Consider the following 26887-nt stretch of genomic DNA (forward strand, 5'->3'; position numbering starts at 1 on the left):
TGGAGTTCGGCTACGGCCGGCTTGGCCCGACCGCGCCCGCCCCCCCCCCCCCCCCCCCCCCGGGGTGGGTCAGGCGCAGGTCGTGGCCGGCTCGGCGATCCAGGCGCCGTAGCCGCCGAGCAGGTCGGAGACGTCGGCGCGGCCCTTGTGCCGCAGCAGGCTGGAGCCGATGGAGGAGCGGTGGCCGCCCGCGCAGTGCACGACCAGGGGGCGGTCGGTGGGAACCTCGTCGACGCGGCGGGCCAGTTCGGCCAGCGGGATGTGCAGCGAGCCCTCGATGAAGCCCTCCTCACGCTCGGAGCCGTTGCGCACGTCGATCACCAGCGGCGGCTGGTCGCCGTCCAGGGCGTGGCGCAGCTCCTCCACGGTCAGGCGGCTGGCCTGCGCCATCTCGTCGGCCAGGGCGGGGAAGGCGCCCTCGGGCTCCCGCAGGTAGCCGCCGACCTTGTCGAAGCCGATGCGGGCGAGCCGGGTGACGATCTCCTCCTCGCGGTCCTGCGGCGCGACCACGATGACGTCCTCCTCCGGGCCGACGACCATGCCGGCCTGCTCGGCGAAGCGGCCGTCGGCGGGCACGTTGACCGAGCCGCGCAGGTGCCCGGCGGCGAAGTCCTGCGGCGAGCGGGCGTCGACGACGACCGCCCCGGCCGCGCGCCGCTCCATGAAGTCCTCGACCGACAGCGGACGCGGCGCGGCGGTGGCGTCGAACAGGCCGTGCTCCTTGCGGTTGAGGATGGCGTCGTAGACGAAGTAGGCGGGGGCGGAAGGCTGACCCTCCGTGACCAGCTCGACGAACTTCTCCTCGCTCATCGGACGGCACGCGTAGTTGGTGGCGCGCTGCTCGCCGATGGTCGACTGGCGCTGCGTGGAGAGGTTCTTGCCGCAGGCGGACCCGGCGCCGTGCGCGGGGAAGACCCGCACCGCGTCGGGGAGGGCCATCAGCTTGTTCTGGATGCTGTCGTAGAGCATCGAGCCGAGCTCGTCGGCGGTGACCCCGATCGAGGCGAGCAGGTCGGGGCGGCCGACGTCGCCGATGAACAGGGCGTCGCCGGTGAGCACGCCGTAGGGCACGGCGTCGTCCGCGTGCTCGTACACCAGGATGCTGATCGACTCGGGGGTGTGGCCGGGCGTCTCGATGATCTGCAGCTGGACGTCGCCGAGGCTGATGCGCTCGCCGTCGGTCAGCTTGCGGATGGGGTACTCGGCCTCGGCGCGCTGCCCGTAGCCGATCCAGGCGCCGGCGCGGTCGCGGAGCTCCAGGTGACCGGCGAGGAAGTCGGCGTGGAAGTGGGTGTTCAGCACGGCCTCGATGGTGAAGCCGTGCGCCTCGGCGTCGGTGAGGTACTCGGAGACGTCACGGCGCGGGTCGACGACGACGGCCTTGCCGGTGGTCTCGTCGGCGATCATGTACGAGGCGTGGGAGAGGCAGTCGAGGTAGTACTGGGCGAAGAACATGGTCGGATGACCTCCGTATCGGAAGGGAATTGATACCCCGGGGGGTATGGATAAGGGTCTGGTCCGCCCTTGGCGGGGGCGGGAGAGGGTCGAGCCGGTGGCCGGCCCGGGCCGGGGAAGGCCCGGGCCCGCCGGTCAGAGGCGGCCGGTGAGCATGCCGTGCCAGTACACCGGCGGCAGCAGGTACCGCTTGAACACCCACATGTCCCGCCGCTCCTTGAACGTGTCGATCAGCGGGAAGGAGGGCTGCGGCTTCAGGTCGTAGTCGAACTCGGCGAGCAGCATCTTGTCGCGGGCGGTCACCAGCGGACAGGACGTGTAGCCGTCGTAACGGCGGGACGGGGAACGCCCGTTCATCACGTCGAGCAGGTTGGCCGCCACGACCGGCGCCTGCTTGCGCACGGCCGCGCCGGTCTTCGACGTCGGCAGGTTCGCCACGTCGCCGAGCGAGAAGACGTTGCCGTACACCGGGTGCCGCAGGGTGTGCTTGTCGGCGGCGACGAACCCCAGCGGGCTCGCCGGGTCGGCCAGCGGACCGGTCTTGATCCAGTCGGGGGCGCTCTGCGGCGGGACGGCGTGCAGGAGGTCGTAGCCGATGGTCTCCTTGGTGCCGTTCGCGTGGTCGGTGATGACGAGTGTGCGGGCGTCGCCGTCGACGGCCGTCATCTCCGAGCTCAGCCGGACCTCGATGCCGTACCGGGCGGCGACCTTCTCCAGTACCTGCGCCCAGGCGGGCACCTTGAACATCACCGGGTCCGGGATGACCATGATGACGCGGATCTGGTCGAGCACCTTGTGCTTGCGCCAGTAGTCGGCGGCCAGATAGGCGATCTTCTGCGGGGCGCCGCCGCACTTCAGCGGTGTGGCCGGGTGGGTGAACACGGCCGTGCCCGACTTCAGCTGCTTGACCAGCTCCCAGGTGCGCGGGGCGTACTGGGGAGCGTAGTTGCTGCTCACCCGGTCGTGGCCGACGGCTTCCGCGAGGCCGGGCACGCCGTCCCAGTCGAGCTGGAGGCCCGGAGCCAGCACCAGGTACTCGTAGGTGAGCCGGTCGCCGCCGGTCAGGGTGACCGTCCGGGCCTCGGGGTCGACGGACTCGGCGCGGCGCCGGACCCAGCGCACCCCGTCGGGGATGACGGACCCCTCGGGGCGGCGGGAGGCGCTGAGCGGGGCCTGACCGCCGCCGACCAGTGTCCACAGGGGCTGGTACCAGTGGGTGTCGGACGGTTCGATCAGGGTGATGTCGGTGACGCCGGCGCGGCGCAGGCGGGCCGCGACGCTGATGCCGGCGCTGCCGCCGCCGATGACGACGACACGGTGACGGCCGGTGAGCGGCTCGTTCGCGGGGGAGGGGGTGGCGGCCAAGGCGGGACTCCTTCTCTGCAGGCCTGGGTGCGGGTGTCGGTGGGGTGGGTCAGGCCGCGTGCTCCGGCGCACCGGCCGCGATCGGGCGGCCCGCTCGGGCCCAGCCACGGGTGCCGCCGGCCACCGAGTAGGCGTCGACGCCACGGGAGTTCATCCAGTCGGCGGCGGTCTTGCTGCGGTTGCCGCTGGCGCAGATCACGTAGACCGGCCGGTCGCCGGGCAGTTCGCCGCACCGGTCGAGCACGCTGCGCAGCGGCATGAGCCGCGCGCCCGGCACGTGGCCGGCCACGTACTCGGCGGGTTCCCGGACGTCGACGGTGAGCGCGCCGTCCGCCCATGCGGCGGAGAACTCCTCCTGGGTGACTTCGCGAGCCATGTGGTTGCCTCCTCAAATACCCCCGGGGGTTTCTTGTCAGTGAGAGTACGGCCCTCGCGGGGGAGGCGTCAAATACCCCTAGGGGTATTTGCCCGTCAGGCAACGCCAGGGCTCTGACCAGGCACTTCGCGCACGGGGCCAGCGGCCTGCGGCGCTGCGGTCGGCAGGCGCAGCGTGATCGTGGTGCCGCCGTCCGGGCCGGAAGCGGCGTCGACGCTGCCGCCGTGGGCGGTGACGAGCTCCTGACCACGGCCGGCCGATCCCGCTGCCGCCGGTCGCACGGGCGCGCGTGCCCCGCCAGAGCCGGTCGAAGACGTGCGGTAGTTCCCCGGCGGGGATCCCCGGCCCCGTGTCGGCCACCTCGACGACCGCCTCCCCGGCGCGGCGGGCGGCGCCGGCACGTCCCGGCGAGGGCCGAACAGCCCAACCTTCCGCCGTCGTCTCCATCCCGTCTCCACACCCCCGGCACGCCGACTGCAGGGCCCGGCCCGCATCGGAGCGGCACCTGCCGGCGTTCGAGCGCTCGATCGCCGACGAGTAGCCGGCCGTCCTGTGGCCCGCGTCATTGCGGACGGAGGCGGACATGTGATGACAGTGGGGACGCCCGGCACACGTGAAAGAAGGCGCATCCCATGAGTCAGCACGTGCACGTCCGCCTCCGCGACGGTCTGGCCGTGTCCGAGGAGGGCGACCTGGTGGAGCTCACCCGCTGCCGCTGCGGCGCCACCTGGACGAGGACCTACCGCGTCGACGAGGGCGAGCCCGAGTAGCCCGCACCGGGCCGCCCGTCGGCCCGGTGCGCGACGTGCTGCCCTACGTCGCCGTCCGTCGCCGTACGTCACCCGAACGGCTCACATCCTCTGGCCGACCCCGCGCTCCGGGCCGACTGTCGAAGCAGGCGGCCGGGCGACCGGTGCCCGCTGCCGCCGCCCCACGAGAAACGGAGCGCGACCATGACCGCACCGTCCCACTCGGACGCCCCGTCCGGCGGCTACCGATCCGCCCCCAGCGGCCGCACCGCCTGGGCCACCGGCGGCGCCGTCTTCGCGGGCGTCCTGATGATCGTCAACGGTTTTCTGGCCGTCTTCCAGGGCGTCGCGGCGATCTCCCAGGACGACGTCTACGCCCGCATCGGCGACTACGTCTACAAGATCAACCTCACCGGCTGGGGATGGATCCTGCTCGTTCTCGGCGTCATAGCCGTCATCGCCGGCGTGGGCATCCTCTCCGGCGCCGGGTGGGCGCGCGGGGTCGGCATCGTGCTGGCGTCGCTGAGCCTGATGGCCCAGTTCCTGTTCCTGCCCTACGCACCGGTGTGGTCCGTCATCATGATGGCGATCGACGTGTTCGTGATCTGGGCGCTCGCCACCTACGAGCCGCAGACCGCGGGGAGATGACGCCCGGGACCGAGCCGAGAACCAGCCCAGGCCGAGCCCAGACCGAGGGGGACAACCGGTGAACGAGGACCGCGAGGGCGTGGTCGTCTACTGGCGGCCCGGGTGCGTGTTCTGCATGAAGCTGCGCCTGCGACTGCGCCTGACGCGCCTGCGGTACACCGAGGTCGACATCCGGCGCGACCCTCGGGCGGCGGCGTTCGTCCGCTCGGTCGCGGACGGCAACGAGACCGTCCCGACGGTGACCGTGGCCGGGCGGGCGATGGTGAACCCGTCGAAGAAGCAGGTGATGCGGGCCGTCGCGGCTTACGCACCCCACCTCCTGCCGGACACGGCCTGACCTGCCGGGCACAGGGTCACGCGGCGGGGCGGCGGCTCGTACAGCGGGCGCGTTCGTTGCGGTGGGGCGGGGGCCGGAGGCTGTGTCGTGCGTGCGCCGGCCCGCCCGCCCGGCACCGGGTCCGCTAGGCCTCGCGGCTCGGTGTGGTGTGACGGCGGCATTGCGGCCGAGGCCCAGGCCCCGCGGCTCCGCGGCGTGAGGGCGGGCATGAGTGGTGGCCGTGTTCGTTCCGGCCGGTCGCGGGCCGGAGGCTGTGGTGCGCGGCGCCGACGGGTGGCCGTCCAGCCGCCGGGCGTCGGGTCCGCGAGGCCGCGGGCGGCTCGGCGGTGTGTGACGGCCGGTGTCGATGCCGGGGGCCCGGGGCTGGGTGGCTGTGTGGCGCGGTCGGTTTGGCGGTGGGGCTTCCTGGCTACTCCTGTGCCTGGAAAACAGGAGGAGACATGAAGCCAGCCGGCGCCCGCGGGACCGGCCGGGGCGGGAGCACGGCCGCCGTGCGGGAGGGGCCGGGCCCGGGGAGCGGAGCGGGACCGCTGCGGGACATCCCGCGCACCGACGCGCTCCTGGCCGACCCCCGGCTCCAGGAGGCCGTCGCCCGGCTGGGCGCCCGGGTGGTGAAGTCCGCCGTCGTGGCCGCGCAGGACCGCGCGCGACGGGGTGCGATCCGGCCCGCGGACGTCCTGGACGAGGCCGTCGCCGGCCTGCCGGAGAGTGCCAGCGCGCTGCGCCGCGTCCTGAACGCCACCGGGGTCCTGCTGCACACCAACCTGGGCCGCGCCCCCCTCTCCGAAGCGGCGGGGGCCGCGGTGCTGGCCGCCGCCGGGACCACCGACGTGGAGTTCGACCTGGCGAGCGGCGGCCGGGCCCGGCGCGGCGAGAGCACGCGGGCCGCGCTGCTTGCCGCGGTGCCCGCCGCCGAGTCGGCACTGATCGTCAACAACGGCGCCGCCGCCCTCGTGCTGGCCGCGAGCGCCCTCGCGGCGGAACGGGAGATCGTCATCAGCCGCGGCGAGATGGTCGAGATCGGAGACGGCTTCCGCATCCCCGACATCCTGGTCTCCACCGGCGCACGGCTGCGCGAGGTCGGCACCACCAACCGGACCACCCCCGACGACTACGCCCGGGCCGTCGGACCCGACACCGGCTTCCTGCTGAAGGTCCACCCCTCCAACTTCCGCATCACCGGCTTCACCCGCTCCGCGCCCGTGTCCGCCCTCGCGGGACTCGGCGTACCCGTCGTGGCCGACATCGGATCCGGCCTGCTCGACCCCGACCGCCTGCTCCCCGACGAACCCGACGCCACGAGCATGCTGAGCTCCGGCGCCGCCCTCGTCACGGCCAGCGGCGACAAACTCCTCGGCGGACCCCAGTGCGGTCTCGTCCTCGGCCGCGCCGACCTCGTGGAACGGCTGCGCCGCCATCCCCTCGCCCGCGCCCTGCGCGTCGACAAGGTCACCCTCGCCGCCCTGGAGGCCACGCTCGCCGGACCGCCCACCCCCACCCACCAGGCCTTGCACGCCGACCCGGACGCGCTGCGCGAGCGGGCCGCGCGCCTCGCCGCCCGCCTGCGGGACATCGGCGTCGACGCCCACCCGGTGGACTCCACCGCCACCGTCGGCGGCGGCGGGGCCCCTGGCGTCGGCCTGCCCAGCGCCGCGGTGTCCCTGCCGGAGGCGTTCGCGCCCCGCCTGCGCCGCGGCCGGCCTCCGGTCGTCGGCCGGGTGGACCACGGCCGCTGCCTGCTGGACCTGCGGGCCCTGCCCGGCGCCCTGGACCCGACCCTGCTGGACGCCGTCACCGCCGCCGCTGCCCCGATCGGGTGACCGCCGTGCACGTCGTCTCCACCGCCGGCCACGTCGACCACGGCAAGTCCGCCCTCGTCCGCGCCCTCACCGGCATGGAACCCGACCGCTGGGAGGAGGAACGCCGCCGCGGCCTCACCCTCGACCTGGGATTCGTGTGGACCCGGATGCCCGAGGCGGGGGAGGTGGCGTTCGTCGACGTCCCCGGCCACGAGCGGCTGGTCGGCAACATGCTCGCCGGTGTCGGCCCGGCGCCCGCCGCGCTGTTCGTCGTCGCCGCCGACCAGGGCTGGCAGGCCCAGTCCGAGGAACACCTGGCGATCCTCGACGCCCTGCGCGTACGGCACGCCGTCCTCGCCGTCACCCGCAGCGACCTCGCCGACCCCGGACCGGTGCGCCGCGACGCGCTGGCCCGCCTCGGTGCGACCACCCTGCGCGGCGCGCCGGCCGTGGCCGTCAGCGCCGTCGACGGCCGCGGCCTGGACGACCTGCGGGCCGCCCTGGGCCGCCTCGCCCGGTCCCTGCCCCCGCCGGACACCGAGGCGCCCGTACGGCTGTGGGTGGACCGCGTCTTCACCGTCCGCGGCCGGGGCACGGTGGTCACCGGGACCCTCGGCGCGGGCACCCTCCGCGTCGGCGACCGGCTCGAACTGTCCGCCGACGGCGCCCCGTTGAAGGTGCGCGGCCTGCAGACGCTCAAGCGGGACCGGGACACCGTGTCCGCCGTGGCCCGCGTCGCCGTCAACGTCACCGGCGCCGGCGCGGACCGCGTCCGGCGCGGGGACGCACTGCTCACCCCCGCCCGCTGGAGCGCCGCCGACCGCGTCGACGTGCGCCTGCGCGGCGACGCCGCCGACGACCTGCCCCGCCACCTCGTCCTGCACGTCGGCACGGCCGCCCGCCCGGTCACCGTACGGCCCCTCGGCCACGACACCGCCCGGCTCACCGCGGACCGGCCGCTGCCGCTGCACGTCGGCGACACCGGGCTGCTGCGCGACCCGGGCCGGCACGCCGTGCCCGCGGGGGTGACCGTGCTCGACGTCCGGCCGCCCGCGCTGACCCGGCGCGGCGCGGCCAAGGCCCGGGCGAAGGTGCTGCAGGACCTCACCGGCGAACCGGACGCCGCCTCGGAGCTGGCCCGCCGCGGCCTGGCCGGCGCCGCCGACCTGCGCGCCATGGGCGTCCCGCCCACCGGTGAACCCGTCGCCGGCGACTGGCTCGCCGACCCCGGCCACTGGGCGCGGCTGCGCCGACGGCTGGAGACCGCGGTCGAGGAACACGCCACCGCGCACCCCGCCGACCCCGGCCTGCCGCTGGAGGCGGCCCGCAGAATCCTCGGCCTGCCCGACCGGGCCCTGGTCACCGCCCTGCTGACGGCCGCGCCCGGCCTCACCCACCGGGCGGGCCGTATCTACGGCAGCCGGGCCCGCCCGGAGCTGCCCGCCCGCGCCCGCCACGCTGTCGACACCCTCCGGCGCGAACTCGCCGAGCGGCCCTTCCACGCCCCCGACGCGGGCCGTCTCGCCGACCTCGGCCTCGACGCCCGGCTGCTGGCCGCCGCGCAGGCCGCCGGCGACCTGCTGCGCGTCGCGGACGGGGTGGTGCTGCTGCCCGGCGCCGACGACCGGGCCGCACACCTGCTGGCGGGACTGGAGCAGCCGTTCACGGTCAGCGAGGCGCGCCGCGCCCTCGACAGCAGCCGCCGCGTCGTCGTACCGCTCCTGGAACACCTCGACGTGACGGGGCGCACCGAACGTGTGGACGACACCGGCCGGCGCCGGGTCAGGGCCGCGGGGCGGGGGAGCGGAGGCGGACGGGAATCGAACCCGCCTGCCCGAGATCCTCGGGCACCTCGGTTTTGAAGACCGGGAGGGCCACCAGGCACCCACACGCCTCCACCGCATCCGTCAGGCTAGTGCCCCAGGAGACCGGTATGACACCGACCCGCCAAGCGACCGTCCGCCTCACCCAGTTCGCGCACGGCGGCGGCTGCGCCTGCAAGATCCCGCCCGGCGAGCTGGAGGACGTCGTCGCCGGCCTGACCGCGCCGCCGCCGGCCCGGGACGCCGCGCCGCTGCTGGTCGGCCTTGCCACCGGCGACGACGCCGCCGTCGTCGCCCTCCCCGGCCGGCCGGACACGGCCGTGGTGTCCACCGCCGACTTCTTCACGCCCGTCGTCGACGACGCCTACGACTGGGGCCGCATCGCCGCCGCCAACGCCCTGTCCGACGTGTACGCGATGGGCGGCCGGCCCGTCCTCGCCGTCAACCTCCTCGCCTGGCCCCGCGACCGGCTGCCGTTCGACCTGGCCCGCGAGGTCCTGCGGGGCGGGCTGGACGTCGCGGCCGAGGCGGGCTGCCACGTCGGCGGCGGACACAGCGTCGACGACGTCGAGCCCAAGTACGGCATGGCCGTCACCGGACTCGCCGACCCCGGCCGGCTGCTGCGCAACGACACCGGCCGCCCCGGACTGCCGCTGTCGCTGACCAAGCCGCTGGGCGTCGGAGTGCTCAACAACCGGCACAAGGCCACCGGCGAGGCGTTCCCGCAGGCGGTGGAGACGATGACCCGGCTCAACCGGGACGCGGCGGCCGCGGCACTGGCGGCGGGCGCGGTCTGCGCGACCGACGTGACCGGGTTCGGACTGCTCGGCCACCTCCACAAGCTCGCCCGTGCCTCCGGCGTCACCGCGGTGATCGACTCCGCCGCGGTGCCTTACTTGGACGGCGCCCGGGAGGCCGTACGGGACGGCTACGTCAGCGGCGGCACCCGGCGCAACCTCGCCTGGGTCGCCCCGCACACCGACTTCGGCACCGCCGACGAGGACACGCGGCTGCTGCTCGCCGACGCGCAGACCTCCGGCGGCCTGCTGGTGGCCGGCGAGGTTCCCGGCGCCCCCGTCATCGGCCACCTGACGCCCCGCCGGGAACACACGCTGGTCATCCGCTGAACGGGCGAGGTCCCGGCGCCCTGCCTGGCGCCGGTGCCTGCCGGTGCGGTCACTGATCGCCGCCCGCACCGGTGTGTGCGCGATCCCCGTCCGCACCGGGCGGCGTACACCCTCGCCTGCTCCGGCACGGTCGTCGATCCCCTGTGCCGACCCCGTGCGTGCCGGTGCCAGTGCGGTCGGCGCGGGCGGCCGACCTGCCGGACCGAGCGCCGCAGGTCGGCGGCCCCTGCCCTCCCGGATGCGGCCATGGTTCTCGCCGGCTGGCCGCCGGAGCGTCCCCGTCGGAGCGCATCGCCGGAGCCCGGCCGCCGGAGCGCGCGCCCCCGGCGGCGACCTGCGGAGCCCCCACCCGGGAGCCTGGCTGCTGGAGTCCCGCTGTCGGAGCCTGCCCCCGGCGCCGACCTACAGAGCCCCCACCTGGGAGCCTGGCCTCCGGGGCCCGACCCTGGAGCGGGTCCGTCGGAGTCCGCGTCGGAGCCCGGCTGCCGGAGCGTGCCAGTCGGAGCCTGGCCGACGGAGCCCGCCGGCGGAGGCGGAGGCGGAGACGGCTTCGGCGTCGGAGCCGGCCGTCCGGGCCCGGCAAGGCTCGGTGGACGGTGCTCGTACAGCGAGGGGGCGAGGGTGGTGAGAGGGGGGCTCGGTTCCGGGTGCGGGAGCCCGCGTGGCGGCGACGCCGGTCAGCTCACCGCCGGATCACCTGCCGCGGGTCCGTGGCGGGTCCGGGGCGTGGCCGTGAACCGGTTCGTGCCCGTGGGCGCGGCGGGGGAGTGCCTGTGCCGTGGGGCGGGAGCGCCTGCCCGGGGTTCCTCGACGGCGTCGTTCCACCGTCGTGCCGGTCGCGCCGGGAATTGGTCCGGCGGCTCGGGGGCGGTTCAGCCCGCGCGCAGGGTGGGTGCCGTGGCGTTCGGCTCGGGGCGGGAGGTGGCGGGGGCGCTGGCCGGGACGTCCTCCGACTGCTGCAGGGTGGTGCCCCCGGGCACCCCGCGGCCCTGGCGGGGACCGGTGGACAGATGGGACGCCACGGACAGCAGCAGCACGACCGCCGCCACGGTCCCGAGTACCCGGCACACCCGGCGGCACCGGCCGGGACCGTCGAGGTCGCGCCAGGCGGGGCCGGCCGCCGGCTCTTGCGGCTGCCACAGTTCGCCGACCGCGTCCGACGGCGCGTGGCCGGTGCCGCGTTCCCGGTTCGCCTCGCTGGGCACGCGCACGGACGCCCCCGACAGGCGCTCGCGCGCCGAGGGTTCCCGGGGAGCGGAGCGACGGATGGCCCGTTCGCTGTCGGCCGCGAACCGTCGCCAGACGTCCTCGGGCACGGGCGCCGCGTGGTGTCCGTCGCCCGGTGTCCTGCCGTCGTCCGCTGCCGTGCCGTCGTCCGGTTCTCTGGTGGCCATTTGCGCCTGATCATGCCATGCGGGCGGCCTCCGCGCCGCAAGTACCCCGGCACACCGACCGCTTGGCACGGGACCCGGCCGTCAGCCCCCGTCGGCGCCCGCGCCGCTGATCCGCCGGGCGACGTCGCGCAGCTTGAGGTTGTGGTGCTGGGAGATGCGGCGCAGCACGTCGAACGCCTCCTCCTCGCTGAACCGGTGACGTTCCATCAGCATGCCCATGGCCTCCCCGATGGCGTGCCGGCTGTCCATGGCGTGCTCCAACTGGTCGATGGTGCGGGCGCTGGACAGGGCGACGGCGGCGTGCGAGGCCAGCAGCCAGACCGCCGTCTCGATGTCCTCGCCGAAGGCTCCGGGACGGCGCGCGTACAGGTCGAGCGCCCCGAAGTCCTGCTCCTCGGTGTAGAGCAGCACCCCGCTCATGCTGCCCACGCCCAGCTCACGGGCGCCCGCGGCGAACCGCTGCCAGGACGCCTGGGGCCGGCTGAGGTCCTCGATGCGGTAGGCACGCTCACCGGCGGCGCCGCGCGCGAGATCGAAGCAGGGTCCCTCATTCAGCTCGCCCTGCAGCCGGTCGCAGTCCCGGACCATGTCCCCGCACGCGGCCAGGGTCACCGCCCGGCCCTTGCGCACCGCGAGGATCCCGGCCGCGTCACAGCCGTCCACCAGCCGCACCGCCGCCGCTGCGATCGCGTCCAGTGTCCCCTGGACCGAATCCTGCGCCAGCAGTTCCCGTGCGAGCCGGGCCATCTGCTCCGCGTACTCCCGCCATTCCACCGGCACACCACCCGTCTCGTTCGCCGCTCCGGCCACCGGACCACCGGGCCCCCAGCCATTGGATCACCGGGCCGCCGGCTGTCCCGGCCGGCCGCCACCGGGCGGAAGCAACCGCGTGTCGCGGCTCCGCTCCGGCGTTCACCGGCTCCCGACTCGCACGGTTCCCATTCGGCCGTCCCGGCCCGCACCGGGCGGTGCGGGCCCCGTCGGGCGGGAGAACGCCGCGGCCGCGGCCGGCCTCCCGCGCCGGGTGTCAGTCCATCTTGCCCGCCAGGCCCGCCAGGCCCGCCAGGCCCGCCAGGCCGGCCCGGCCGGACAGGGCGGCGAGGCCGTCGGCCTCGCCGGGGCCGGTCCGCCGGGCCAGGGCGCCCGGGACGCCCGGGACTGCTTCGGTGACCCTCGCGGCCTCGTCCCGGCCGTCGGGTCCGCCGCGCTCGCGTACCCGGGCGGGGAACTCGTCGTGCCCCATCGTCACCTCCGCTGTCGTACATGCCGTGCGGGGCACCGGCCGCGGGGCCCCGTTGTCCCGGTACCCGGCGCGCCGGGCAATCCACATCCGGCGTCCGCCGGGCCGGCCGGTCCGCGTCCGGCCCGGCGGTCGCAGAAGGAACGGCCGGTGGGTGAACATGGGGTGAGACGTCCCGGGTCGCCACCTGGGGCGGGTGATGTCCCCGGGCCGGGGCATAAGAAAGCCCTCAGAGCCCGATCACCGAGGGAGGCGTGGAGATGGCGCGGCCCGAGCACACGCAGACCGTCGAGGAGCGGTCCCTGTCGGCCGGTCCCGCCGCGCTCGGCCGGGCGTTGGAGGCCATCGGGACCGGCGCCTACCTGGTGGACGAGCAGGGCTGCATCCTGGCCGTCAACGCCCGCGCCGAACAGCTGCTGGGCCGGTCCGCCGAGGACCTCGTCGGCCAGGACGCGCACGACCTGCTGCACCGCGGGCCGCACGGCCGGCCGCTGCCCCGTACCCAGTGCGGCATGCGGCAGGCGTGGCATGCCGGACGCACCGCCCAGGCCGACGTGGACTACTTCGCGCGGGGCGACGGCTCGCTGCTGACCATCTCCTGGCTGCTCACCCCGTACGAGATCGGCGGCGGCCGGCGCGGCACGCTCGTGCTCTTCCACAGTTCCGGTCCGCTGGGCAAGCCCGGCGAGCGGTCCGGGCAGGGCGTCCAGCCGATGACGGAGCTCGCCAGGCTGGCCCTGCTGGCCGAGACCACCACGCAGCTGTCGTCGACTCTCGACGTCGAGGAGGCGCTGCGCCGGCTCGTCGCGCTGATCGTGCCGCGGCTGGCGGACTGGGCGGTCGTCGATCTGATCGCCGACAACGACGAGGTGCAGCGCGCCGTCGTCGTGCACGCCGAGGGCGGCGCCCTGGTGCACCACGAGGAACTGCAGGGCCCGATGCCGCCGGTGTCGGAGGAGTCCCCGATGCCGCTGTCCAGAGCCCTGCGCGGGGTCGCCGCCGCGCTGGCCGAGCCGCAGACCTACCGGGGAAGACCGGACTCCGGCATCGCCGTCGAACAGCGCCGCCTGTTCGAGGCCACCGGCATGCACTCCGCGGCCATCACGCCGATCCGGAGCAGCCGCGAGGTCGTGGGCGCCCTCACGCTGGGCCGCGCCGAGAACCCGGTGGCGTTCACCGCCGCCGACCTTCCGCTGATCGAGGACGTCGCCCGGCGCGCCGGCCTCTCCCTCGACAACGCGCGCCTCTACCAGCGCCAGCGCAGGGTCGCCGAGACCATGCAGAACCACCTGCTGCCGCAGATGCCGAGCGTGCCGCGGCTGCAGATGACCGTCCGCTACCTGCCCGCGCCGGACGCCTCGCAGGTCGGCGGCGACTGGTACGACGCCTTCCCGCTGTCCGACGGCGCCACCGCACTGGCGATCGGGGACGTCGTCGGGCACGACCTGGAGGCCGCGGCGGGCATGGCGCAGGTGCGCAACATGCTGCGGGCCTACGCCTGGTCGCAGCAGGAACCCCCGAGCCAGATCGTCGGACGGCTCGACGAAGCGATCCAGCACATCACCGACGTCACCATGGCCACCATGATCTTCGGCCGGATCGAGGCGTCCGACGACGGCCCGTGGCAGCTGTTCTGGACCAACGCCGGCCATCCGCCGCCCCTGCTGATCAGCCGCGACGGCCTGGCCCAGTACCTCGACGCCGGGCACGGCATCCTGCTCGGCACCGGGGTACGCACCCCCCGCCCCGACGCCACGGCCCTCCTCCCGCCCGGCTCGACCCTGCTGCTGTACACCGACGGCCTCGTCGAGGCCCCCGGCCACAGCCTGGACGAGGGCCTGAACCGGCTGCGCCGGCACGCCGCGGCCCTCGCCCACCGCCCCCTCGCGTCCTTCACCGACCTGCTGCTGCGCCGGGTCCGCCCGGCCGGCAACGACGACGACGTCGCCCTGCTGGCCCTGCGCATCCCCACCCGCCCGGCCACGGGGCAGACACCGCACGCGCCGAGCCGGTGACCTCCCGGCGAGCGGTGACGCACCCGCCGGCTCAGGACGTCGTGCGCGGGTGGGTCTCGTACATGCGCACCGCCACGACGAGCCCGGACGCCGCGGTGAGCGCGGCGACGGCCCATGTCGCCGCGGTCAGGCCGTAGGCGTCGGCGACGGCGCCGGCGAGCAGGGCGCCCACGGCGAAACCGCCGTCGCGCCACAGCCGGTAGACGCCCACGGAGCGGGCCCGCCAGGCGGGGTGGGCGACATCGCCGATGGCGGCGAGGAGGGTCGGGTAGACCAGCGCGGTGCCGGCGCCGAGGAGAACCTGGGCCGCGGCCCAGACGGGGAACGTGCTGCCGGCCGCCACCAGGGCGAGGGCCGCGGCCTGGACGAGCATGCCCGCGGTGATGAGGTGCTTGCGGCCGATCCGGTCGGACCACCAGCCGGTGAGCAGCTGCCCGAATCCCCATACCGCGGGGTAGAGGGCGGCGAGGACGCCGATCCGGGCGACGGACAGTCCGTGGGCGGCGAACAGCAGCGGGAAGATGCCCCAGGCGAGCGCGTCGTTGAGGTTGTTGACCAGGCCGGCCTGGCTGGCGGCGGACAGCGCCTTGTCGCGGAAGCTGGTGATGCGGGCGACCTGGCCGGTGGTCAGCTCGCCGTGGTGGTCTGGGTTCCGCGGGGCCGGTACGGTGCTCCCCCCTGAGCCGAGAGCTTGGTGGAGGGCGGCCTCGGCGCGGGCGTGGTCCCGGGTCTCGCGGACGGCGAGGGTGGACAGGCCCAGGGCGAGCGCGGCGTACGCGGCGCCGAGCAGGAAGGGGGCGGGGCGCAGCCCCCAGTGGGCGGCGAGGGAGCCCGTGGCCATGGCGGTGGCGGCGAGAGCGACGTAGCCGGAGGCCTCGTTGAAGCCCATGGCCAGGCCCCGGCGTTCGGGACCGACCAGGTCGATCTTCATGATGACCGTGGTGGACCAGGTCAGGCCCTGGTTGACGCCGAGCAGGACGTTGGCGAGGACGATCCAGCCCCAGCTCGGCCCCCAGATCAGCAGCGGCGGCACCGGCAGCGCCATGAGCCAGCCGGCGACCAGGACGGGCTTGCGGCCGTACCGGTCGGACAGGGTGCCGGCGAAGAAGTTCGTGACCGCCTTCGTGGCGCCGAACGCCACGATGTAGGTCAGCGCGGAGGTGTACGCGGACAGCTGGAAGACCTCGCGGGCGAGCAGCGGCAGTACGGTGCGCTCCTGGCCGAGCATGCCGCCGACCAGCGCGTTGACCACGACCAGCAGGGAGAACTGGGCGAGGTTGGCGCGCAGCCCGAGGCGCACGCCGCTGTCGGCGCGGGCGGCCGTTCCGGCGCTCACGTCTCCTCCTGCGGACGGCGGCGTACGGCCGCGCGGGCCGGGTCGGTGCGGCGCATGCGGTTCCTCCAGGGGCAAGGACGGGGCGGGGCGGCGGGGCCGCCGTGTGCTCACACGGTCGGCCCTCACTCCTCTACACTATTCCATGGAATATTGGATAAAGAGGAGTCGGCACTATGGGAGACCCCACACGCAAGGCCGCGCTCTACGACGCCTTCGCCCGCACCGGCAAGGCGCTGAGCAGCGGAAAGCGCCTGGAACTGCTCGATCTGCTGGCCCAGGGCGAGCGCACCGTCGACGCCCTCGCCCGGGCCGCCGCCCTGAACCTGACCACCGCCTCCGCCCACCTGCAGACCCTCAAGCAGGCCGGACTCGTCGCCACCCGGCGGGACGGCGTGCGCATCCACTACCGGCTCGCCGGGGACGACGTCGCCGCCCTGTACGCGCTGCTGCGCCAGGTCGCCCAGGCCCACCAGGAGGCGGTCGAGCCCGCCCGGACCGCCTACCTCGGACCCGCCGACGGCGAGGAGGTCGGGCGGGCGGAACTGCTCGCCCGCGTGGCGGCCGGCGACGTCGTCGTCCTGGACGTGCGGCCCGCGGAGGAGTACGCGGCGGGCCACATCCCCGGTGCCCTCTCCATCCCGGTCGAGGAACTCGCCGACCGCGTCGCCGAGTTGCCCGAGGAGACCGAGGTGGTGGCCTACTGCCGGGGCGCCTACTGCGTGCTCGCCCACGACGCCGTACGCCTGCTGACCGCGCGCGGTCGCCGTGCGGTCCGCCTGGTGGACGGGATGCTGGAGTGGCGGCTGGCCGACCTGCCGGTGGAGACGGGGAACGCCGCGTGACCCGCGGACCGCGCCCCGCGCGCCGTCCGGTCGCGACCGCGGCCGCGACCGCCGTCCTGCTCCCGGCCGGAAACCGGAGGAGTACGTCTCCTTCCGCTTGGGTACCCGCCTGACAACACGGCGGCGCACGCGGTACGGCTGCCGCCGGCGGCGGGCCGCTCCGTGCGGTGCCCGCCCCAGGACCAAGGCTGCATGGGAGCCATACATGTTGACGACGCGGCGCGCGTCCGGCCGGCAGGTGATCACGCTCGACGTGGTCGTCGACATAGCCAATGCGGACGAGGTGGGCCGTGAGCTGACGGAGCTGGTGCGCCGGTGTCCCGAGCCGTGTGTCGTCGTCGACGTGCGGACCCCGATCGTCACCGCCGCCGGTGTGAGCATGCTGGAGATGGTCCGCGCCGACGCGGTCTACCGCGGCAAGGCCCTGCGGGTCGTGGTGCATCACCGGCTGGCCCGCCAGGTCATGCGGATCGCGGGCGTGGAACGGCTGCTCGACGTCCGTCCGGGCCCCCGCGAGGCGCCGCAGGGCAGCGGCTGAACCCCAGTGGTCAGCGGGCGGCCGTGACGGCGTCCAGGCGCAGCGGCGCGTCGGTGCGGGCCACGACGTCCGCCACGGTGACGTCCGGCGCCGTCTCGACCAGGGCGAGGCCGTCATCGGAGACGTCGAGGACGCCGAGGTCGGTGATGACGCGGTGCACGCACCGTCGGCCGGTGAGCGGGAGGGTGCACTCCTGGAGGATCTTCGGCGTGCCGTCCTTCGCGGTGTGCTCCATCAGGACAACGACGCGGCGGGCGCCGTGCACCAGGTCCATCGCGCCGCCCATGCCCTTGACCATCTTGCCGGGGATCATCCAGTTGGCGAGGTCACCGGCGGCCGAGACCTGCATGGCGCCCAGGACGGCGGTGTCGATGTGGCCGCCGCGGATCATGGCGAAGGAGAGGGCGGAGTCGAAGAAGGAGGCGCCGGGCAGCACGGTGACGGTCTCCTTCCCGGCGTTGATCAGGTCGGGGTCGGTCTCGTCCTCGGCGGGATAGGGGCCGGTGCCCAGAATGCCGTTCTCGGAGTGCAGGGTGACCCGCACGCCCGGCGGGACGTGCCCGGGGACCAGGGTGGGCAGCCCGATGCCGAGGTTGACGTAGGAGCCGTCGGTGAGTTCGGCGGCGGCGCGGGCGGCCATCTGCTCGCGGGTCCAGGCCATCAGGAACGCACCGTCCTCTTCTCGATGTGCTTGTCGGCGGCCTGAGCGGCCGTCAGTTCCACCACCCGCTGCACGAACACGCCCGGCAGGTGGACCTCGTTCGGATCCAACTCGCCCGGCTCCAGCAGCTGTTCGACCTCGGCGACGGTGATGCGGCCGGCCATCGCGGCCAGCGGGTTGAAATTGGCGGCGGCCTTGCGGAAGACGAGGTTGCCGTGCCGGTCGCCGCGCCAGGCGCGGACCAGGGCGAAGTCCGTGGTGATGCCGTGTTCCAGCAGGCAGGTGCGGTCGGCGAAGTCGCGGGTCTCCTTCGGCGGGGAGGCGACCGCGACCGAGCCGTCGGGGGCGTAGCGCCAGGGCAGGCCGCCCCGCTCCACCTGGGTGCCGACGCCGGCCGGGGTGTAGAAGGCGGGGATGCCCGCGCCGCCGGCCCGCAGGCGTTCGGCCAGCGTGCCCTGGGGCACCAGTTCGACCTCCAGCTCGCCGGACAGGTACTGGCGGGCGAACTCCTTGTTCTCGCCGACGTAGGAGCCGGTGACGCGGGCGATGCGGCCGTCGGCCAGCAGTACGCCCAGGCCGTGGCCGTCCACGCCGCAGTTGTTGGACACCACCCTGAGGCCGGTGGCGCCCTGCGCGTGCAGCGCCCGGATGAGGACGTCGGGGACGCCGCTCAGACCGAAGCCGCCGACGGCCAGCGAGGCGCCGCTGGGAATGTCGGCGACCGCCTCGGCGGCGCCGGCGCGGACCTTGTTCACGAACGGGGTTCCCTTCAGGTGGTGGCGCCGGGCAGGACGGTGGACCAGCCGCCGTCCACGACGAGGTTGGCGCCGGTGATGTAGGCGGCTTCGTCGGAGGCGAGGAAGACGGCCGCGTTGACGACGTCGTCGGGCGCGCCGAGGCGGCCGAGCGGGATGTGCCGGGCGATGGAGCGCATCGGGTGGTCCTCGGCCAGCAGGTTGCCGCGCGAGCCCGCGGTGTCGATCATTCCGGGGCTGACGCAGTTGGCGCGGATGCCGTGCGGGGCGCCCTCGGCGGCCAGTTGGCGGGTCAGCGCGATGACGGCGCCCTTGGAGGCAGAGTGTGCGGTGCGCCGGTTGGTGAGCGAGCCGGTGAGCCCGGCGGTGGAGCCGACGGTGAGAATGCAGCCACGACTGGCGACCAGGTGCGGCCAGGCGACGTGGGCGGTCAGCCACACCGAGTCCAGCTCGGCGCGCATGGTGAACGCGAAGTCCGCGTACGGCTGGCTGTCGATCGCCCCGAAGCGGACGGCGCCGGCGTTGGCGTAGACGATGTCGACGCCGCCGAAGGCGTCCACCGCCTCCTCGACCCAGGAGCGCACCGAGTCCTCGTCGGTGACGTCCAGCGGGCCGGGGGCGAGGGCGGTGCCGCCCTCGCGGGTGATGAGCCGCTGGGTCTCGACGGCCTCCTCGTGCAGCAGGTCGCCGCCGACGACGAGCGCGCCCTCGGCGGCGAACCGCAGTGCCGCGGCCCGCCCCTGGCCGCGGGCGGTGCCGGAGATCAGGGCGACCTTTCCCTCCAGCCTTCTGGAGTGCGGCCCGCTCACGGCCGCTCCCGCGAGCGGCGCCGGCCGGTGGGCAGCGGTACCGGCTCGACGCCGGGGACGACGGTGTTGCTGACCGTGCCGATGCCCTCGACGGTGAGGGTGACGGTGTCGCCGGGCTTCAGCGGCGGCGGGGTCCGCTCGCCGCGCCGCCCCCACAGCTCGGCGAGGCAGCCGCCGTTGCCGCAGGTGCCGGAGCCGAGGACGTCGCCGGGCATGACATGGGTGCCGCGGGAGGCGTAGGCGACCATCTCCTCGAAGGTCCAGCTCATGTTGGACAGCAGGTCGGAGCCGACCACCTCGCCGTTGACCTCGGCGGTCAGCGCCAGCCGCAGGAAGCCGTCGGCGTCGCGGTACTTCTCCAGCTCGTCGGCGGTGACCAGGTACGGCCCGAGGGTGGTGGCGGTGTCCTTGCCCTTGCACGGGCCGAGGCCCACCCGCATCTCCGCCGACTGAAGGTCGCGCGCGGACCAGTCGTTGAAGACGGTGTAGCCGACGATGTGGTCGCGGGCCTGTTCGGGCGTGAGGTCGCGGCCCTCCCGGCCGATGACCGCCGCGACCTCCAGCTCGAAGTCCAGGGCGGCCGAGCCGGGCGGCACCGGGATGTCGTCGTGCGCGCCGAACACGGCGTGCGGGTTGGTGAAGTAGAAGGTCGGGGCCGCGTACCACTGCTCGGGCACCCCGGCACTGCCGTCCACGGACCGCCGTACGCCCTCGACGTGCTCCTCGAAGGTGACGAAGTCCCGTACGGAGGACGGCCGCAGCGGAGGCAGCAGACGGACCTCGGAGACGTGCGGGCCGGGCGGGACGTCGAGCGTGGCGGCGCCCAGGTCGAGCAGCGACCGCAGGCCGCCCCCGGCGGCGACGATCTCGGTGAGCGAGCGGACGCCGGGCACCGGACGCAGGGTGCCGTCCTCGTCGAGGACGGCGACGCGGGTGTGGTGCCGGTGTTCGTAGGCGGCGAAGCGCATGGGAGGTCTCCTGGCGGGGGCACGGGGCCGGGGGCGCGGCGGCAGTCAGGGCGTTGACAGAATGTGCCGCGCCCCCGGAGTCGGGGAGAGACGCGGACGGATCAGACCGGCGGGGCGACGAAGCAGCCGCCGTCGGGGTCGTTGAACGACTCCTTGGCGACGAGTTCGTTCATCGGGTTGGCGGTGCCCCACTGGTCGGTGACCTCGGGCTGGGAGAAGTCGTAGACGTGGGGGTGCCAGGTGTCCTCGTCCAGCAGCTCCAACTCGGTGGTGTACTCGACGGTGTTGCCGTGCGGGTCGAGGAAGTAGGTGAAGGTGTTGTCGCCCGCCATGTGCCGGCCAGGGCCCCAGACCTTCTTGAACCCGGCGCGGATCACCCGTCCGGAGCCGCGCATGTACTCGTCGATGCCGCGCATCTCGAAGGAGATGTGGTGCAGGGAGGTGTGCGGGCCCTTGGCGATCGCCATGGAGTGGTGCTGGTTGGAGATCCGCATGAAGTGCATGACCTCGCCCATGTGCGGGGAGCTGAGGGTGTCGGAGAGGCGGAAGCCGAGGTGGCGCTCGTACCAGTCCTTCGTCCGGTCCAGGTCGGGGGAGTTGAGGACGACGTGCGACAGCTTGACCGGGATGGACTCCTTCTCCTCGATCCTGCGGTGCCGCCTGACCTCGACGTCGGCGGAGACCTCGATGGTGCGTCCGTCGACGTCGAAGAAGCGGAAGCCGTAGCCGCCGCCGGGGGTGTCGACCTTGCCCGGCTGCGAGACCAACTGGACGCCCCCGGCGAGCAGCCGCTCGGCGAGCGTGTCGACGTCGGCGGCGCTCGCGGCGCCGTAGGAGACGAGGTCGAGGCGCTTCTCGTCGGCCTTGCGCAGCCGCACCACATACTGCTCGGGCGAGCCTTCGGCGGCCAGGAAGGAGATGCCGGAGTCCTCGGCGACCTTGGTCAGGCCCCAGACGCCGGCGTAGAAGTCGAGTTGCCTGTCGTAGTCCGGTACGGCGAGGTCGACGTGGCGCAGATGGGTGAGCAGCCGTGCGCTCATGCTGTCAGTCCTTCCTGGAGGAGTGCGGCGGCGTTGCCGCCTCGTACGGCGTCGAAGTCCGCGTCGGTCAGCCGGGCGGCGCGCAGCGCGGCGAGCGGGTCCTCGGTGCCCATGTCGAAGGGGAAGTCGGAGCCCAGCAGCACCCGGTCCGGGCCGGCCACGCGTACCAGCTCCCGCAGCACGTTCGGGTCGTGGACCAGGGAGTCGAAGTACAGCCGCCGGAGGTAGCTGCTGGGCTCCCGGGCGCAGCCGCGGGCGTCGGGGCGCACCCGCCAGGCGTGGTCGGAGCGGCCGATGTGGGTGGGCAGGTAGCCGCCGCCGTGCGCGGCGATCAGCTTCAGGTCCGGATGGCGGTCCAGGACACCGGAGAAGATCAGGTGCGAGAGCGCGACCGCGTTCTCGGTGGGCTGGCCGACCGTGTTGGACAGGTACCACTGGTCCAGCCGCTCGTCGAGCGTGCAGCCGAACGGGTGCAGGAAGACCAGCGCCCCGGTCTCCTCCGCGCGCGCCCAGAAGCCGTCGAGCCGCGGGTCGGACAGCTCCACCTCCCGGGTGCCGTCCGGGCGGGGGGCGTGCGAGGAGATCTCCACACCGCGCAGACCCTGCTGGAGCGCGTGGTCGAGCAGTTCCACCGCGAGATCGGGGTGCTGGAGGGGGACCAGGCCCAGGCCGTACAGCCGGCCGGGGGCCTTCGCACAGTGCGCGGCGGTGCCCTCGTTCGCCAACTGGCATACGATCGCGGCGAGTTGGGGGTCGGCCCAGTAGTGGTAGTGCGAGGGGGAGGGGCTGACCAGCTGGACGTCGACGCCCTGCTCGTCCATGGCCGCCAGGCGCACGGCGACGTCGGTGAGCCGCGGCACCCGCGCGCCGACCATGGGGCCGCTCACGGCCAGGGCCGCCGGGCCGTTGCGGCGGGCGTCGAGGTTGCGGGCCCGCGCGAGGCCGGCCTGACCGTCGACGGTTTCCTCGACCTCCGGCAGCAGCAGGTGGGCGTGGACGTCGACGGTCGGCGTCGGCCGGGGACCGGTCACGGCAGCCTCGGTCACGGCGGTTCCGGTCACGGCAGCTTCGGTCACGGCAGTTCCTTCAGCGCGGTCATGGTGCGGCCCATCAGCCCGGGTACGTCCGCGTCGCGCACGCCGTCCCGCAGCCAGGTGGCGAGCTGCATGGAGGCGTCGACGACCATGCGCACCCGGGGCAGCCGGCGCGTGTGGTAGTCGGTCAGGAGCTCGTCGTCCCAGGTGTCGCGGGCGGTCAGCAGCTCGGCGAGGACGAGCGCGTCCTCCAGCGACATCGCCGCGCCCTGGGCGAGGGTGGGCGGGCAGCAGTGGGCGGCGTCCCCGATCAGCACCACCCGGCCGCGGTGCCACGGGCCCTCGACCAGGTGACGGTCGAACCAGGTGTAGTTGACGGCCTCCGGGTCGGTGAGCGCGGCGCGGATCTCGTCCCACGCACCGCCGTAGCCCGCGCTGAGCGCCCGCATCTCGTCGGCGTACGCCGCCGGATCCAGCGTGGCCCGGTCACGGGCCCGCTCGACGAGGTAGGCGTACACCGTGTCCTCGCTGGTGGGGCAGTAGCCGGCGATGAAACAGGGGCCCGCGTAGACCATCTCGGTGCGGCGCACGCCGGCCGGGCGGGGGGCGGGGGCGCGCCAGATGCCCATGCCGGTGGGCTCGGGCCGGTCGGTGATCCCGATCATCCCGCGGGTGGCGGAGCCGAGTCCGTCGGCGCCGACCACCAGGTCGTAGCGGCGGCTGGTGCCGTCCGAGAAGGTCACGTCCACGCCCTCGCCGTCCTGTTCGAGGGCGGTGGGCCGGATGCCGAGGCGGACGTCGGCGCCCGAGGCGCGGACCTGCTCGATGAGGAGCTGCTGCAGCCTGGGCCGCTGCATGCCGATGTGCGAGGGCAGGTCGTCGCCGCCGGTGCGCAGCTCCTCGTGGGCGTGCAGCACGGTGCCGTCGGCGGTGAGGATGGCGACGCCCTCGGCGGCGTACCCGTACTTCTGTACGCCCGGCAGGACGCCCACCTCCCGCAGCACGCGCAGCGCGTTGCCCTGCAGGGTGATGCCGGAGCCGGCGGCGGCCTTCCAGTCGGGGCTCGCCTCCACCAGGTCGACGGCGACGCCCGCCCGGCGCAGCAGGACGGTCAGGGCGCTGCCGGAGGTGCCTCCGCCGACGACGAGGACGGTGCGGGTCCCTCCGGCCGGCGGCCGGTGGAGAGTGGGGCTGTCTGCCATGTCGGGAAACCTCCCGGGTAGGGCCGCGCGACTTCGGGCGGCGGGGATGCGGCTCGCCCGGTTGGACACGGGCCAGGGTGCGGTGCGGTGCGGGGCGGTGCTGGGACGAGGGGCCGGAAGTGCCCCACGCCGACCGGGTGCACGTCGCCGGGGCTACTTGACGGCGACGGGGTTCACGGGGGAGCCGACGGCGCCGGTGATGGGCAGCGGGGCGGCGGTGAGCCAGAACTCGTACACGCCGTCGGCCGCGCAGTCCTCAGCGAGCGCGTCGGGGTCCCACATCTCGCCGATCAGCAGCCCCATGTTGGGGATGGCGACCTGGTGCAGCGGCTGGAAGGCGTGCTCGAACTCGTTGGGCCGCACCTCGAAGCCCCAGGTGTCGGTGGCGATCGCGGCGATCTCGGTGCGGTGCAGCCAGCCCGCCGTGGTGAACGACAGCCCGGGCGCGGACCCGCCGGCGTAGTCGCCCCACCCCTCGCGCCGGGCGCGGGTGAGCTGTCCGGTGCGGACGAGGACGATGTCGCCGCGGCCGACGGTCACCCCGTGGGCCTCGGCGGTCGCGGTCAGGTGGTCCTCGGTGACGGCGAAGCCGTCGGGCAGTTCCCCGCCGGAGCCGATCACCCGGCCCACGTCGAGCAGGACGCCGCGCCCGGCGACGTGCGGCGCCATGTGCTCGATGCCGGTGACGAGGTCGCCGTCGGAGGTGACGACCCGGTCCGCGTCGCGCCCGTTCCACGCCTTGCCGTGGTCGAAGATGTGGCCGAGCCCGTCCCACTGGGTGGAGCACTGCAACGGCATCGCGATCACGTCGTCGGCGCCGCCGATGCCGTGCGGGAACCCCTGCCGGCCGAGGGCGGCGTCGGTGCCGGTGTCGAGCATGGTGTGCACCGGGTTGGTGCGCCGGCGCCAGCCCTTCTGCGGCCCGTTCATGTCGAAGGACTGCGACAGCGAGAAGCTGACGCCCCGCCGGACCAGCGCGGCACCCTCCCGCCGCTTGGCCTCGTCGAGGAAGTTCAGGGTGCCCAGGACGTCGTCCTCGCCCCAGCGTCCCCAGTTGGAGTACGCCTTGGCGGCCTCGGCGATCGCGCCCTCGGGGTCGGTGCGGTCCAGGTTCATGCCGACGTCTCCGCGACACACCGGGTGCGCTGGACGCCGAGCCCGGTGATGGACCCCTCCATGACGTCGCCGTCGCGCAGCAGCCGGCCCCAGTGCATGCCGTTGCCGGACGGGCTGCCGGTCAGCACCAGGTCGCCGGGCAGCAGCCGGGCGGTCCGGGAGGCGTACGACACCATCCGGGCGACGCCGAAGATCATGTCCTTGGTGGACTCGTCCTGCATGGTCTCGCCGTTGAGCTTGAGCGTGACCTGGAGGTCATCGGGGTCGGCGATGGACTCGGCGGGCACGATCCACGGGCCGAGCGGGGTGAAGCCGGGCGCGTTCTTGCTGCGCAGCCAGTCGGTGCCGATCTGCGGCATGTCCCGGCGGAACACGGTGGCGCGGTCGGTGAGGTCGTTCGCGATCGTGTACCCGGCGACGTGGTCCAGCGCCTCCTCGACGGACACCCGGTGCGTGGGCCGGCCGATCACGGCCGCCAACTCCAGCTCCCAGTCGGGCTGTTCGGCCCACGCGGGCAGCACGACGTCGTCGTAGGGCCCGGTGATCGCGCTCGGCAGCCCGATGAAGACGTACGGCAGGTCGTTCGCCGCCCGCCGGTCCATCAGCTCCGCCGCCTCGGCGCGCCGCTCCTCGTCGGGCCGGTCGTCGCCGGGGGCGCGGTGGGCGACGTGCAGGTCGATCACGTGCTGCCGGTAGTTCGCGCCCGACTGGAACACCTGGCGCGGCTCCACCGGCGCGTGCACCCGCAGGTCCGCCAGCGGCAGCCAGCCGGGCCCGTCGCCGGCGGCGAGGGAACGCAGGACGGGAAGCGTCTCATCCCACCGCTCCAGCACGGCGCGCGTCCCGGACGGGGCCCAGTCCAGTGCCCGGCCGAGGTCCAGTACCCGGTCGGCGACGACCAGACCGGGGAACGGCCTGCCGTCCTGGGCGGAGAGCGTGCCGAGCGCGAACGGGCCGGCAGGTTGCGCGAGCGTTGCCATCAGATTTCCTCCTGCTGGGATGCGGTCTACTCTGACCTCCGAACGGCTGATCACGGAAATCAATGTTGTGGATGAACGGAATCCACGGTGTTGATGGCTTCTCGCTCGCTAGGTGGTATCCCGGTGAACCTGTCCCGACTCGACCTCAACCTGGTCGTCGCCCTGCGCGCGCTGCTGGAGGAGCGCAACGTCACCCGGGCCGGCGAACGCGTCGGACTGAGCCAGCCCGCGATGAGTGCGGCGCTGGCCCGGCTGCGCCGCCACTTCGACGACGAACTGCTCGCCCGGACCGGCAACGCCTATGAGCTGACCCCGCTGGGCGCGGCCCTGCGGGACCGCAGCGCCACCGCGTGCGACCTGCTGGAACGCGTCTTCTCCAGCCAGGCCGACTTCGATCCGGCCACCGAGACGCGCGAGTTCACCCTGTTCGCCTCCGACTACGGCGCCGCCGTGTTCGGCGCCGCGCTCGCCCGCGCCCTGCACGACGAGGCCCCCGGCATCCGGCTCACCTTCCAGCACCCGGCGCCCTCGGCCGTGGAGAACGCGGCGACCGTGCTGAGCACCGTCGACGGCCTGCTGATGCCGCACGGCGTCATCGACGGCTTCCCCACCGTCGACCTCTGCCAGGACCGCTGGCTGTGCATGATCGCCGACGACCATCCGGAGGTCGGCGACGAGCTCACCCTCGACCACCTGGCCCGCCTGCCCTGGGCCGTCTACCAGCGCCCCTACGACGCCCCGGCCGCCCGCCAGCTGAGCATGATCGGCATCAGCCCGCGGGTGGAGGTGTCCGTGCAGACCTTCCAGCTCCTGCCGCACATGATCGAAGGCACCCGCCGGGTCGCGATGATCCAGGAACGCCTGGCCCGTATCGCGGTCCGCTCCGCCGCGGTCCGTGTCCTCCCCTGCCCCTTCGAGGCCGTACCGGTCCGCGAGGCCCTGTGGTGGCACCCCGTGCACGCCCAGGACGCGGGCCACATCTGGCTGCGGCAGAAGGCGGCGGAGGTGGGCGCGAGCATCTGACTCACCGGTGCCCCGCCGGTGCCCCGGCGGCCCTCGGCGCCGCCCGCCGGGCCCGGGCCCGCGCCGGTCGACGGCGCCGTGCGCAGGCCCGCGGGGGCGTGCCCGGGTCGGCCCGGGCTTCGCCGGAAGGCGGTGGATGTGGGCGCGAGTATCTGACCCGCCGGTGCCCCGCCGGTGCCCCGGCGGCCCTCGGCGCCGCCCGCCGGGCCCGGGCCCGCGCCGGTCGACGGCGCCGTGCGCAGGCCCGCGGGGGCG

26 protein-coding genes, 1 tRNA gene and 1 pseudogene are annotated in these 26887 nt (G+C 74.5%); 10 read left to right on the forward strand and 18 right to left on the reverse strand.

All coding sequences use genetic code 11. The features are described 5' to 3' along the window. Positions 1–69 precede the first annotated feature (69 nt). The 4 genes from ACZ5GT_RS29135 to ACZ5GT_RS29150 form a co-directional block, all read right to left on the reverse strand. Complete coding sequence (locus ACZ5GT_RS29135) at positions 70–1455, reverse strand: MBL fold metallo-hydrolase (protein ID WP_469031901.1); 1386 nt, start codon at positions 1453–1455, stop codon at positions 70–72. 135 nt (positions 1456–1590) lie between these two features. After that, positions 1591–2820, reverse strand: a complete 1230-nt coding sequence (locus tag ACZ5GT_RS29140; protein WP_469031902.1) for an NAD(P)/FAD-dependent oxidoreductase — start codon at positions 2818–2820, stop codon at positions 1591–1593. A 49-nt stretch (positions 2821–2869) separates the two neighbouring features. Beyond that, positions 2870–3196 carry a rhodanese-like domain-containing protein gene (locus tag ACZ5GT_RS29145; protein WP_469031903.1) on the reverse strand — a complete coding sequence of 109 codons (327 nt, stop codon included), beginning with the start codon at positions 3194–3196 and terminating at the stop codon, positions 2870–2872. 78 nt (positions 3197–3274) lie between these two features. Further along, positions 3275–3781: an ATP-binding protein gene (locus tag ACZ5GT_RS29150; protein WP_469031904.1), complete on the reverse strand. Its 507-nt coding sequence runs from the start codon at positions 3779–3781 to the stop codon at positions 3275–3277. Between the two features lie 47 nt (positions 3782–3828). On the opposite strand from ACZ5GT_RS29150, the gene ACZ5GT_RS29155 reads away from it, so the two are divergent. The 5 genes and pseudogenes from ACZ5GT_RS29155 to selB all read left to right on the forward strand — a co-directional run. Further along, on the forward strand, positions 3829–3966 hold the full coding sequence (locus tag ACZ5GT_RS29155; protein ID WP_469031905.1) for a hypothetical protein: 138 nt from the start codon (positions 3829–3831) through the stop codon (positions 3964–3966). A gap of 183 nt (positions 3967–4149) precedes the next feature. Further along, the gene (locus ACZ5GT_RS29160) at positions 4150–4593 is read left to right on the forward strand and encodes a DUF7144 family membrane protein (RefSeq protein WP_469031906.1); all 444 of its coding nucleotides are present in this window, start codon (positions 4150–4152) and stop codon (positions 4591–4593) included. Between the two features lie 58 nt (positions 4594–4651). Continuing rightward, positions 4652–4930 carry a glutaredoxin domain-containing protein gene (locus ACZ5GT_RS29165; protein ID WP_469031907.1) on the forward strand — a complete coding sequence of 93 codons (279 nt, stop codon included), beginning with the start codon at positions 4652–4654 and terminating at the stop codon, positions 4928–4930. A gap of 440 nt (positions 4931–5370) precedes the next feature. Continuing rightward, a complete protein-coding gene (gene selA / locus ACZ5GT_RS29170) occupies positions 5371–6750 on the forward strand; it encodes an L-seryl-tRNA(Sec) selenium transferase (RefSeq protein ID WP_469031908.1) in 1380 nt (459 codons plus the stop codon). 5 nt (positions 6751–6755) lie between these two features. Then, positions 6756–8486: pseudogene (gene selB, locus ACZ5GT_RS29175) on the forward strand (selenocysteine-specific translation elongation factor); the annotation flags it as partial. A 47-nt stretch (positions 8487–8533) separates the two neighbouring features. Here selB and ACZ5GT_RS29180 read toward each other — a convergent pair. Next, positions 8534–8626 (reverse strand) — tRNA-Sec (locus tag ACZ5GT_RS29180). Positions 8627–8662: 36 nt separating this feature from the next. Between ACZ5GT_RS29180 and selD the strand changes: the two genes are divergently transcribed. Next, positions 8663–9679, forward strand: coding sequence for a selenide, water dikinase SelD (gene selD / locus ACZ5GT_RS29185; RefSeq protein WP_469031909.1), 1017 nt, complete (start codon positions 8663–8665; stop codon positions 9677–9679). 872 nt (positions 9680–10551) lie between these two features. On the opposite strand, the gene ACZ5GT_RS29190 is transcribed toward selD, so the two are convergent. The 3 genes from ACZ5GT_RS29190 to ACZ5GT_RS29200 all read right to left on the reverse strand — a co-directional run bounded on the left by ACZ5GT_RS29190 (position 10552) and on the right by ACZ5GT_RS29200 (position 12316). Then, positions 10552–11073: a hypothetical protein gene (locus ACZ5GT_RS29190; RefSeq protein WP_469031910.1), complete on the reverse strand. Its 522-nt coding sequence runs from the start codon at positions 11071–11073 to the stop codon at positions 10552–10554. An 81-nt stretch (positions 11074–11154) separates the two neighbouring features. Further along, complete coding sequence (locus tag ACZ5GT_RS29195) at positions 11155–11820, reverse strand: GAF and ANTAR domain-containing protein (protein ID WP_469031939.1); 666 nt, start codon at positions 11818–11820, stop codon at positions 11155–11157. A gap of 280 nt (positions 11821–12100) precedes the next feature. Then, positions 12101–12316: a DUF2267 domain-containing protein gene (locus tag ACZ5GT_RS29200; RefSeq protein WP_469031911.1), complete on the reverse strand. Its 216-nt coding sequence runs from the start codon at positions 12314–12316 to the stop codon at positions 12101–12103. Between the two features lie 257 nt (positions 12317–12573). Here ACZ5GT_RS29200 and ACZ5GT_RS29205 point away from each other — a divergent pair, with 257 nt between their 5' ends. Then, positions 12574–14328, forward strand: coding sequence for a PP2C family protein-serine/threonine phosphatase (locus tag ACZ5GT_RS29205; RefSeq protein WP_469031912.1), 1755 nt, complete (start codon positions 12574–12576; stop codon positions 14326–14328). 31 nt (positions 14329–14359) lie between these two features. Here ACZ5GT_RS29205 and ACZ5GT_RS29210 read toward each other — a convergent pair whose 3' ends face one another. Then, positions 14360–15664 carry an MFS transporter gene (locus ACZ5GT_RS29210; RefSeq protein ID WP_469031913.1) on the reverse strand — a complete coding sequence of 435 codons (1305 nt, stop codon included), beginning with the start codon at positions 15662–15664 and terminating at the stop codon, positions 14360–14362. A 173-nt stretch (positions 15665–15837) separates the two neighbouring features. Between ACZ5GT_RS29210 and ACZ5GT_RS29215 the strand changes: the two genes are divergently transcribed. Continuing rightward, the gene (locus tag ACZ5GT_RS29215; RefSeq protein ID WP_469031914.1) at positions 15838–16506 is read left to right on the forward strand and encodes an ArsR/SmtB family transcription factor; all 669 of its coding nucleotides are present in this window, start codon (positions 15838–15840) and stop codon (positions 16504–16506) included. Positions 16507–16711: 205 nt separating this feature from the next. Then, positions 16712–17044 carry an STAS domain-containing protein gene (locus tag ACZ5GT_RS29220; protein WP_469031915.1) on the forward strand — a complete coding sequence of 111 codons (333 nt, stop codon included), beginning with the start codon at positions 16712–16714 and terminating at the stop codon, positions 17042–17044. Positions 17045–17054: 10 nt separating this feature from the next. Here ACZ5GT_RS29220 and ACZ5GT_RS29225 read toward each other — a convergent pair whose 3' ends face one another. From ACZ5GT_RS29225 to ACZ5GT_RS29265, 9 genes are all read right to left on the reverse strand, one after another. Beyond that, positions 17055–17705 (reverse strand): CoA transferase subunit B, encoded by a 651-nt coding sequence (locus tag ACZ5GT_RS29225; protein ID WP_469031916.1) that lies wholly within the window; start codon positions 17703–17705, stop codon positions 17055–17057. Next, entirely contained in the window at positions 17705–18460 is a 756-nt protein-coding gene (locus ACZ5GT_RS29230) for a CoA transferase subunit A (RefSeq protein WP_469031917.1), read from the reverse strand. The genes ACZ5GT_RS29225 and ACZ5GT_RS29230 overlap by 1 nt, the downstream gene beginning before the upstream one ends. 14 nt (positions 18461–18474) lie before the next feature. Beyond that, on the reverse strand, positions 18475–19269 hold the full coding sequence (locus ACZ5GT_RS29235; RefSeq protein ID WP_469031918.1) for an SDR family NAD(P)-dependent oxidoreductase: 795 nt from the start codon (positions 19267–19269) through the stop codon (positions 18475–18477). Next, on the reverse strand, positions 19266–20237 hold the full coding sequence (locus ACZ5GT_RS29240) for a fumarylacetoacetate hydrolase family protein (protein ID WP_469031920.1): 972 nt from the start codon (positions 20235–20237) through the stop codon (positions 19266–19268). Before ACZ5GT_RS29240 ends, ACZ5GT_RS29235 begins: the two co-directional genes overlap by 4 nt. Before the next feature lie 101 nt (positions 20238–20338). Next, on the reverse strand, positions 20339–21277 hold the full coding sequence (locus ACZ5GT_RS29245) for a VOC family protein (protein WP_469031922.1): 939 nt from the start codon (positions 21275–21277) through the stop codon (positions 20339–20341). After that, the gene (locus ACZ5GT_RS29250) at positions 21274–22308 is read right to left on the reverse strand and encodes an amidohydrolase family protein (protein WP_469031943.1); all 1035 of its coding nucleotides are present in this window, start codon (positions 22306–22308) and stop codon (positions 21274–21276) included. The genes ACZ5GT_RS29245 and ACZ5GT_RS29250 overlap by 4 nt, the downstream gene beginning before the upstream one ends. A gap of 41 nt (positions 22309–22349) precedes the next feature. Beyond that, positions 22350–23513, reverse strand: a complete 1164-nt coding sequence (locus ACZ5GT_RS29255) for an FAD-dependent oxidoreductase (RefSeq protein WP_469031926.1) — start codon at positions 23511–23513, stop codon at positions 22350–22352. Between the two features lie 153 nt (positions 23514–23666). Next, entirely contained in the window at positions 23667–24629 is a 963-nt protein-coding gene (locus tag ACZ5GT_RS29260) for a cyclase family protein (protein WP_469031929.1), read from the reverse strand. Beyond that, entirely contained in the window at positions 24626–25609 is a 984-nt protein-coding gene (locus tag ACZ5GT_RS29265) for a fumarylacetoacetate hydrolase family protein (RefSeq protein ID WP_469031930.1), read from the reverse strand. The genes ACZ5GT_RS29260 and ACZ5GT_RS29265 overlap by 4 nt, the downstream gene beginning before the upstream one ends. A gap of 123 nt (positions 25610–25732) precedes the next feature. Here ACZ5GT_RS29265 and ACZ5GT_RS29270 point away from each other — a divergent pair, with 123 nt between their 5' ends. Continuing rightward, complete coding sequence (locus tag ACZ5GT_RS29270; RefSeq protein ID WP_469031932.1) at positions 25733–26632, forward strand: LysR family transcriptional regulator; 900 nt, start codon at positions 25733–25735, stop codon at positions 26630–26632. Positions 26633–26887: the final 255 nt, after the last annotated feature.

The sequence above is a fragment of the Streptomyces sp. NPDC031340 genome, from assembly GCF_055569945.1.

Bases quoted from the DNA above. Each gene is read 5' to 3' on its own strand.
- ACZ5GT_RS29135 (WP_469031901.1), bottom strand. From the start codon at position 1,455: ATGTTCTTCGCCCAGTACTACCTCGACTGCCTCTCCCACGCCTCGTAC.
- ACZ5GT_RS29145 (WP_469031903.1), bottom strand. From the start codon at position 3,196: ATGGCTCGCGAAGTCACCCAGGAGGAGTTCTCCGCCGCATGGGCGGAC.
- ACZ5GT_RS29150 (WP_469031904.1), bottom strand. From the start codon at position 3,781: ATGTCCGCCTCCGTCCGCAATGACGCGGGCCACAGGACGGCCGGCTAC.
- ACZ5GT_RS29155 (WP_469031905.1), top strand. From the start codon at position 3,829: ATGAGTCAGCACGTGCACGTCCGCCTCCGCGACGGTCTGGCCGTGTCC.
- ACZ5GT_RS29160 (WP_469031906.1), top strand. From the start codon at position 4,150: ATGACCGCACCGTCCCACTCGGACGCCCCGTCCGGCGGCTACCGATCC.
- selA (WP_469031908.1), top strand. From the start codon at position 5,371: ATGAAGCCAGCCGGCGCCCGCGGGACCGGCCGGGGCGGGAGCACGGCC.
- selD (WP_469031909.1), top strand. From the start codon at position 8,663: ATGACACCGACCCGCCAAGCGACCGTCCGCCTCACCCAGTTCGCGCAC.
- ACZ5GT_RS29190 (WP_469031910.1), bottom strand. From the start codon at position 11,073: ATGGCCACCAGAGAACCGGACGACGGCACGGCAGCGGACGACGGCAGG.
- ACZ5GT_RS29195 (WP_469031939.1), bottom strand. From the start codon at position 11,820: ATGGCCCGGCTCGCACGGGAACTGCTGGCGCAGGATTCGGTCCAGGGG.
- ACZ5GT_RS29200 (WP_469031911.1), bottom strand. From the start codon at position 12,316: ATGGGGCACGACGAGTTCCCCGCCCGGGTACGCGAGCGCGGCGGACCC.
- ACZ5GT_RS29205 (WP_469031912.1), top strand. From the start codon at position 12,574: ATGGCGCGGCCCGAGCACACGCAGACCGTCGAGGAGCGGTCCCTGTCG.
- ACZ5GT_RS29215 (WP_469031914.1), top strand. From the start codon at position 15,838: ATGGGAGACCCCACACGCAAGGCCGCGCTCTACGACGCCTTCGCCCGC.
- ACZ5GT_RS29220 (WP_469031915.1), top strand. From the start codon at position 16,712: ATGTTGACGACGCGGCGCGCGTCCGGCCGGCAGGTGATCACGCTCGAC.
- ACZ5GT_RS29225 (WP_469031916.1), bottom strand. From the start codon at position 17,705: ATGGCCTGGACCCGCGAGCAGATGGCCGCCCGCGCCGCCGCCGAACTC.
- ACZ5GT_RS29240 (WP_469031920.1), bottom strand. From the start codon at position 20,237: ATGCGCTTCGCCGCCTACGAACACCGGCACCACACCCGCGTCGCCGTC.
- ACZ5GT_RS29245 (WP_469031922.1), bottom strand. From the start codon at position 21,277: ATGAGCGCACGGCTGCTCACCCATCTGCGCCACGTCGACCTCGCCGTA.
- ACZ5GT_RS29255 (WP_469031926.1), bottom strand. From the start codon at position 23,513: ATGGCAGACAGCCCCACTCTCCACCGGCCGCCGGCCGGAGGGACCCGC.
- ACZ5GT_RS29260 (WP_469031929.1), bottom strand. From the start codon at position 24,629: ATGAACCTGGACCGCACCGACCCCGAGGGCGCGATCGCCGAGGCCGCC.
- ACZ5GT_RS29265 (WP_469031930.1), bottom strand. From the start codon at position 25,609: ATGGCAACGCTCGCGCAACCTGCCGGCCCGTTCGCGCTCGGCACGCTC.